This is a genomic window from Corynebacterium sp. HMSC076G08 (assembly GCF_001811515.1).
Lineage (GTDB): Bacteria > Actinomycetota > Actinomycetes > Mycobacteriales > Mycobacteriaceae > Corynebacterium > Corynebacterium hiratae.
The window spans coordinates 1-1302 of the sequence record NZ_KV805075.1; the positions used below are offsets into that span (position 1 = coordinate 1).

Annotated in this window: 1 protein-coding gene; it reads left to right on the plus strand. The window is 54.5% G+C overall.

Going from position 1 to position 1302, the window contains the following annotated elements; genetic code table 11:
* A partial coding sequence (locus HMPREF2806_RS13870) for a Rib/alpha-like domain-containing protein (protein ID WP_255365993.1) occupies nt 1-1302 on the plus strand: 1302 nt, incomplete at both ends.

Sequence of the window (1302 nt, forward strand, 5' to 3'; positions counted from 1 at the left end):
CGAAGTCTGATGCTGAGACTTATGATCCGAAGGGCCAGGATCAGACTGTAAAGGTTGGTGAGACTCCGAAGGCTGAGGATTCGATTAAGAATCCTGGTGAGTTGCCGGAGAACACCAAGTTTGAGTTCAAGGATCCGGTTGATACTAAGACTGAGGGTGAGAAGGATGCCATTGTTGTGGTGACTTACCCGGATGGTTCGACTGATGAGGTTCCGGTGAAGATCACCGTCAAGGACGATTCCACTGTTGTTCCTCCAGAGGACGATGACCAGAAGGATACTGATGGTGATGGTCTGACCGACAAGGAAGAAGAGGAGCTCGGCACCGATCCGAATAAGGCTGATACCGATGGTGACGGTATCAATGACGGTGACGAGGTCACCGGCGACGGTAACAAGTTCGACGGTAAGCCAACCGATCCGAAGAACCCCGATACCGATGGTGACGGCGTCAACGATGGTGATGAAGTCAACCGGACTGACGAGGATGGCAACCCGGCTCCGACGGACCCGAATAACCCTGACACCGATGGTGATGGCATTAACGATGGGGACGAGAAGAAGGACGGTACGGATCCGACTTCCAAGGATTCCGATGGCGATGGCCTGACGGATGATAAGGAGAAGGAGCTTGGCACCGACCCGAATAACCCTGATACCGATGATGACGGTATCAACGACGGTGACGAGGTCACCGGCGACGGTAACAAGTTCGACGGTAAGCCAACCGATCCGAAGAACCCCGACACTGATGGTGATGGAGTCAACGATGGTTCCGAGGTGAATAACAAGGACAAGGATGGCGAGCCTGCGCCGACTGATCCGAATGACCCGAACTCCAAGCCGGGTGACAATGACCAGAAGGATACTGATGGTGATGGTCTGACTGACGAGCAGGAGAAGGAGCTTGGCACCGATCCGAACAAGGCTGACACTGATGGTGACGGTATCAACGACGGTGATGAGGTAGACGGCTCCAAGAACCCGTTCGATAAGGATGGCAACAAGGTTAAGCCGGGTGAAAAGGGCGCTCCTACTGACCCGACTAACCCTGATACCGATGGTGATGGCGTCAACGATGGTGATGAAGTCAACCGGACAGACAAGGATGGCAACCCGGCTCCGACGGACCCGAATAACCCTGACACCGATGGTGATGGCATTAACGATGGGGACGAGAAGAAGGACGGTACGGATCCGACTTCCAAGGATTCCGATGGCGATGGCCTGACGGATGATAAGGAGAAGGAGCTTGGCACCGACCCGAATAAGGCTGACACTGATGGTGACGGTATCAACGACG